The sequence below is a fragment of the Serratia sp. (in: enterobacteria) genome (genome assembly GCF_046715635.1).
Taxonomy (GTDB): Bacteria; Pseudomonadota; Gammaproteobacteria; order Enterobacterales; family Enterobacteriaceae; genus Chania.
In genome coordinates this window covers 1-5289 of the sequence record NZ_JBKJYW010000079.1, presented here as the reverse complement: position 1 = coordinate 5289, position 5289 = coordinate 1, and the positions used below count along the sequence as shown (strand labels likewise).

6 protein-coding genes are annotated in these 5289 nt (G+C 56.4%); 5 read left to right on the top strand and 1 reads right to left on the bottom strand.

All coding sequences use genetic code 11. The features are described 5' to 3' along the window. Positions 1 to 322 precede the first annotated feature (322 nt). Positions 323 to 766 carry a homoprotocatechuate degradation operon regulator HpaR gene (gene hpaR / locus ACLQ7H_RS03795; RefSeq protein WP_411751517.1) on the bottom strand — a complete coding sequence of 148 codons (444 nt, stop codon included), beginning with the start codon at positions 764 to 766 and terminating at the stop codon, positions 323 to 325. Positions 767 to 1026: 260 nt separating this feature from the next. Between hpaR and ACLQ7H_RS03790 the strand changes: the two genes are divergently transcribed. The 5 genes from ACLQ7H_RS03790 (at position 1027) to ACLQ7H_RS03770 (ending at position 5217) form a co-directional block, all read left to right on the top strand. Beyond that, positions 1027 to 1653, top strand: coding sequence for a fumarylacetoacetate hydrolase family protein (locus tag ACLQ7H_RS03790; protein ID WP_411751516.1), 627 nt, complete (start codon positions 1027 to 1029; stop codon positions 1651 to 1653). A gap of 2 nt (positions 1654 to 1655) precedes the next feature. Next, positions 1656 to 2420 (top strand): fumarylacetoacetate hydrolase family protein, encoded by a 765-nt coding sequence (locus ACLQ7H_RS03785; protein ID WP_074028438.1) that lies wholly within the window; start codon positions 1656 to 1658, stop codon positions 2418 to 2420. Then, positions 2417 to 3871, top strand: coding sequence for a 5-carboxymethyl-2-hydroxymuconate semialdehyde dehydrogenase (hpaE, locus tag ACLQ7H_RS03780; protein ID WP_021808003.1), 1455 nt, complete (start codon positions 2417 to 2419; stop codon positions 3869 to 3871). The genes ACLQ7H_RS03785 and hpaE overlap by 4 nt, the downstream gene beginning before the upstream one ends. 92 nt (positions 3872 to 3963) lie before the next feature. Beyond that, positions 3964 to 4821, top strand: a complete 858-nt coding sequence (gene hpaD, locus ACLQ7H_RS03775; RefSeq protein WP_411751515.1) for a 3,4-dihydroxyphenylacetate 2,3-dioxygenase — start codon at positions 3964 to 3966, stop codon at positions 4819 to 4821. A 9-nt stretch (positions 4822 to 4830) separates the two neighbouring features. Continuing rightward, positions 4831 to 5217 carry a 5-carboxymethyl-2-hydroxymuconate Delta-isomerase gene (locus ACLQ7H_RS03770; protein WP_411751514.1) on the top strand — a complete coding sequence of 129 codons (387 nt, stop codon included), beginning with the start codon at positions 4831 to 4833 and terminating at the stop codon, positions 5215 to 5217. Positions 5218 to 5289: the final 72 nt, after the last annotated feature.

Here is a 5289-nt window from a genome sequence, read left to right as displayed (position 1 = left end):
CCCCTCACCCTAACCCTCTCCCAAGGGGCGAGGGGACCGATCGAGTTAGTTTTTAGTTACAGAAATCTACCTGACCGCTGCACCGTTCCAGTTCCCTTTTTGCCGGGGCGACAGATCGAACACAATACCTAATTACAACGCCGATCGGCTCCCTCTCCCAAGGGGCGAGGGGACCGATCGAGTTAGTTTTTAGTTACAGAAATCTACCTGACCGCTGCACCGTTCCAGTTCCCTTTTTGCCGGGGCGGCAGATCGAACACAATACCTAATTACAACGCCGATCGGCTCCCTCTCCCTGTGGGAGAGGGTTGGGGTGAGGGGGCTATTTGTGAGCAACCACGTTGTTAGCCTGTTGATCCCCTAAGCGGATCAACTCGTCGAGTAGCTCCATCAACTGATCCATCTTCTGCTTCGAGAATGCTGCTTCTATCTCCCCGTAACCCTGCTCCACCTGGTGGCGTGCCAGTTCATACAGCTCCTGGCCCTGCTGGGTCAGGGACACGTACAGCTTGCGCTGATCGTTAACCGGCTTGAGGCGAAAGATCAGCTTATCCCGCTCCATGCGCGACAGGATGCCGGTCAGGCTGGGGCGCAGGATGCAGGTCTCTGCGGCCAATTCGTGAAACTCAATGGAACGGCTATTGGCCAATACGCGAATGATGCGCCATTGCTGTTCCGTCAGGTTATGGCTTTTCAGGATCGGGCGGAAGAACCCCATGGCGGTTTCACGCGCCTGCAACAGGGCGATGGTTAACGATTCATGCATGTCGATGGCCTTGGCTTAATTTTATTAACAACTTAATAGTAGCCAATTTTTGTCCAGTGGAGAACGGCAAAACGCGATCCGTCACGTAAAAATCCTGCAAAAAAGGTTAATTTGCTGATTAATAACGCTAATGTGCATAATTTGTGAATATTTCGTTATCACGATCACAAATTAAATTAACAACGTTGCGTAAATGCTGAACAGCGTATAAAAGTATTCATTAACATATTAATGATTAGCGATCCGTAGAAGGAGTCTGCATGAAAGGCACCGTATTTTCCGTAGCACTTAACCACCGCAGCCAGCTTGATGCCTGGGATCAGGCGTTTCGCGCCGCCCCTTACCAAACGCCGCCCAAGACGCCGGTGTGGTTTATCAAACCGCGCAATACCCATCTTGCCAACGGCGGCAGCATCCCGTTCCCGGCCGGTGAAATCGTACAAAGTGGCGCAACGCTGGCAGTAGTGATTGGTAGCACCGCCCGCAAGGTGGCAGCGGATAAGGTGGCCGATTATGTGGCCGGTTACGCCTTGGCAAATGACGTCAGCCTGCCGGAAACCAGCTTCTATCGCCCGGCGATCAAAGCCAAATGCCGCGACGGTTTCTGCCCGCTGGGAGAGGTCGCTCCACTGGCTAGCACCAGCAACCTGGAAATTATCACCGAGATCAACGGCGTGGAGCAGGATCGCTGGTCAACGGCGGATCTGGTGCGTTCAGTGCCGGAACTGATCGCCGCCATCAGCGACTTTATTACCCTGCAACCGGGGGATGCGGTGCTGATTGGCACGCCACACCAGCGGGTTGAGATCAAGCCGGGTGACCAAGTGACGGTGCGGGCCGCCGGTTTGCCAACCCTTACCAACCCAGTGACGCAGGCAGGAGAATAACCATGAGACACGCTCGTATCCGCCATCATGGCCAGATTGTTAACGTCACCGTAGACGACCAGCTAAGCGTTACCCTGCCCGATGGCAGCAAGCTCGATGAGCACGATGTGGAATGGCTGCCACCGGCGCAGGGCACGATATTTGCCCTTGGCCTGAACTATGCCGATCACGCCAGCGAGCTGGAGTTTAAGGCGCCGGAAGAGCCTTTGGTGTTCCTCAAAGGGCCAAACAGCCTGACCGGCCACCGCCAGGTTTCCGTACGGCCAGCGCAGGTGGAATACATGCACTACGAAGCCGAGCTGGTGGCGGTGATCGGTAAAACCGCGCGTAACGTCAGCCGCGAGCAGGCGATGGATTACGTGGCCGGTTACACCCTGTGCAACGACTACGCCATCCGCGACTATCTGGAAAACTACTACCGCCCCAACCTGCGGGTGAAAAGCCGCGACACCTTGACGCCAATCGGCCCCTACATTGTCGATCGTGACGATGTCGCGGATCCGCATAACCTGACGCTCAGCACCTACGTTAACGGTGAATTGCGCCAGCGCGGCACCACCGCCGACATGATTTTCGACATCCCGTACCTGATCGAATACCTGAGTGAATTTATGACGTTGCAGCCTGGCGACATGATCGCCACCGGCACGCCGAAAGGGCTGGCCGACGTGCAGCCTGGGGATGAAATTGTGGTGGAGATCGAAGGCATTGGCCGTTTGGTTAACCACATCATCAGTGAAAAAGATTACGAGGAGAGCAAGGGATGAAAACCATCAACCATTGGATCAACGGCAAGAACGTCGCCAGCAAAGAGTATTTCACCACCACCAACCCGGCTAACGGCGAGGTGCTGGCGGAAGTGGCGTCCGGTGGCCAGCTCGAAATCGACCAGGCAGTAGCCGCAGCCAAAGAAGCCTTCCCGAAATGGGCCAATACGCCGATGAAAGAGCGTGCACGCCTGATGCGTCGCCTGGGTGAACTGATCGACCAGAACGTGCCGCAGATTGCCGAGATGGAGACAGCCGACACCGGGTTGCCGATCCACCAAACCAAAAACGTGCTGATCCCACGAGCCTCGCACAACTTTGAGTTTTTTGCCGAAATCTGCCAGCAGATGAATGGCCGCACCTACCCGGTGGACGACAAGATGCTCAACTACACGCTGATCCAGCCGGTGGGGGTGTGTGCGCTGGTGTCACCGTGGAACGTGCCCTTTATGACCGCCACCTGGAAGACCGCACCTTGCCTGGCGCTGGGTAACACTGCGGTGCTGAAAATGTCCGAGCTTTCGCCACTGACGGCGGATCGCCTGGGTGAACTGGCGCTGGAAGCTGGTATTCCTGCCGGGGTGCTGAACGTGGTGCAGGGCTACGGAGCGACGGCGGGTGATGCTCTGGTACGCCATAAAGACGTGCGTGCGGTGTCCTTCACCGGGGGTACCTCAACCGGTCGTCGCATTATTGAAAGCGCCGGGCTGAAGAAGTTCTCGATGGAACTGGGCGGCAAATCACCGGTGCTGATCTTTGAAGATGCCGATATTGAGCGGGCGCTGGATGCGGCGCTGTTCACCATCTTCTCGATCAACGGTGAACGTTGCACCGCAGGTTCACGCATTTTCATCCAAGAAAGCATTTATCCGGAATTCGTCAAACGCTTTGCCGAGCGTGCCAATCGCCTGCGCGTAGGCGATCCGATGGATCCTAATACCCAGGTTGGGGCGTTGATCAGCCCGCAACACTGGGAAAAAGTCTCCGGCTATATCCGCCTGGGGATCGAAGAAGGGGCCACTTTGCTGGCTGGCGGTCCGGATAAACCGGCCGGTTTGAGCCACGGCAACTTCCTGCGCCCAACGGTGCTGGCCGATGTTAACAACAATATGCGTGTCGCGCAGGAAGAGATCTTCGGGCCGGTGGCCTGCCTCCTGCCGTTTAAATCAGAAGAAGACGGCCTGCGCATGGCCAACGATGTGGAGTACGGCCTGGCGTCGTACATCTGGACGCAGGATGTCAGCAAAGTACTGCGTCTGGCCCGCAATATTGAAGCGGGTATGGTTTTCGTCAACACCCAGAACGTACGCGATCTGCGCCAGCCGTTTGGCGGGGTGAAATCCTCTGGCACCGGCCGTGAAGGCGGTGAGTACAGCTTCGAAGTGTTCGCCGAGATGAAAAACGTTTGTATCTCCATGGGGGATCACCCGATCCCACGTTGGGGGGTATAAGTTTTCCCCCTCACGCCAGGCTGCGCCAGGAGGGCAGGGTGAGGGGTAGCCCCCTTTCAGACATTAAAACAACCAGAATCATGTGAGGACTTATGGGTAAATTAGCTTTAGCTGCAAAGATTACACACGTTCCCTCGATGTATTTGTCTGAATTGCCCGGTGAGCATCATGGCTGCCGTCAGGCCGCCATTGATGGTCACAAAGAGATCAGTGCCCGCTGCCGCGAAATGGGCGTCGACACCATTATCGTGTTCGATACCCACTGGCTGGTGAACAGCGCCTACCACATCAACTGTAACTCGCATTTCAAAGGGTTATACACCAGCAACGAGTTGCCGCATTTCATTCGTGACATGACCTATGAATACGACGGCAACCCGGAGCTGGGGCAAATGATTGCCGATGAAGCCCGCAAGCTTGGCGTACGTGCCAAGGCGCACGAGATCCCAAGCCTGGAGCTGGAATACGGCACGCTGGTGCCGATGCGCTACATGAACAGCGACCGGCACTTCAAGGTGATCTCCATTTCTGCCTTCTGCACCGTGCATGATTTTGCCGATAGCCGCCGCCTGGGCGAAGCGATCAAAACCGCGATTGAGCAATACGACGGCACCGTGGCGGTATTGGCCAGCGGCTCGCTGTCACACCGTTTTATCGACGATCAGCGTGCCGAGCAGGGCATGAACAGCTACACCCGCCAGTTCGATCAGCAGATGGACGAGCGGGTAGTGAAACTGTGGGAAGAAGGGCGCTTCCGCGAGTTCTGCGAAATGCTGCCAGAGTACGCCGATTACTGCTACGGCGAAGGCAATATGCACGATACCGTGATGTTGCTGGGCCTGTTGGGCTGGGACAAGTATCAGGGCAAGGTGGAATTTGTTACCCCGCTGTTTGCCAGTTCCGGGACCGGCCAGGTCAACGCCATCTTCCCGCTTCCAGCCGAAGCTTGAGGTCGCACCATGCCCCATTTTTACGCTGAATGTACCGACAACATCCGCCGGGAGGCGGATTTGCCCGCGCTGTTCGACAAGGTTAATCACGCGCTGGCGGAAACCGGCATCTTCCCGCTGGCTGGCATCCGTAGCCGCGCCATCTGGCTGGATACCTGGCAGATGGCCGACGGCAAGCAGAACTATGCCTTTGTGCATATGACGCTGAAGATTGGCCACGGCCGTAGCCTGGAGAGCCGCCAACAGGTGGGCGAAATGCTGTTTATCCTGATCAAGGATCACTTTGCCGCGCTGATGGCCAAGCGCTTTCTGGCCCTCTCTTTCACCATGGAAGAGCTGGATCCGGTGCTGAATTACAAGCAAAACAACGTCCATGCGCTGTTTAGCAAGGACTGAACAAGGGGTGGTAAATGCTGGATAAAGACGTACTGAGCCGAGCCGTGCAGCGCCTGCATCAGGCCGAGCAGA

Coding starts and splice junctions, on each gene's coding strand:
- hpaR (WP_411751517.1), bottom strand. CDS start 766: ATGCATGAATCGTTAACCATCGCCCTGTTGCAGGCGCGTGAAACCGCC.
- ACLQ7H_RS03790 (WP_411751516.1), top strand. CDS start 1,027: ATGAAAGGCACCGTATTTTCCGTAGCACTTAACCACCGCAGCCAGCTT.
- ACLQ7H_RS03785 (WP_074028438.1), top strand. CDS start 1,656: ATGAGACACGCTCGTATCCGCCATCATGGCCAGATTGTTAACGTCACC.
- hpaE (WP_021808003.1), top strand. CDS start 2,417: ATGAAAACCATCAACCATTGGATCAACGGCAAGAACGTCGCCAGCAAA.
- hpaD (WP_411751515.1), top strand. CDS start 3,964: ATGGGTAAATTAGCTTTAGCTGCAAAGATTACACACGTTCCCTCGATG.
- ACLQ7H_RS03770 (WP_411751514.1), top strand. CDS start 4,831: ATGCCCCATTTTTACGCTGAATGTACCGACAACATCCGCCGGGAGGCG.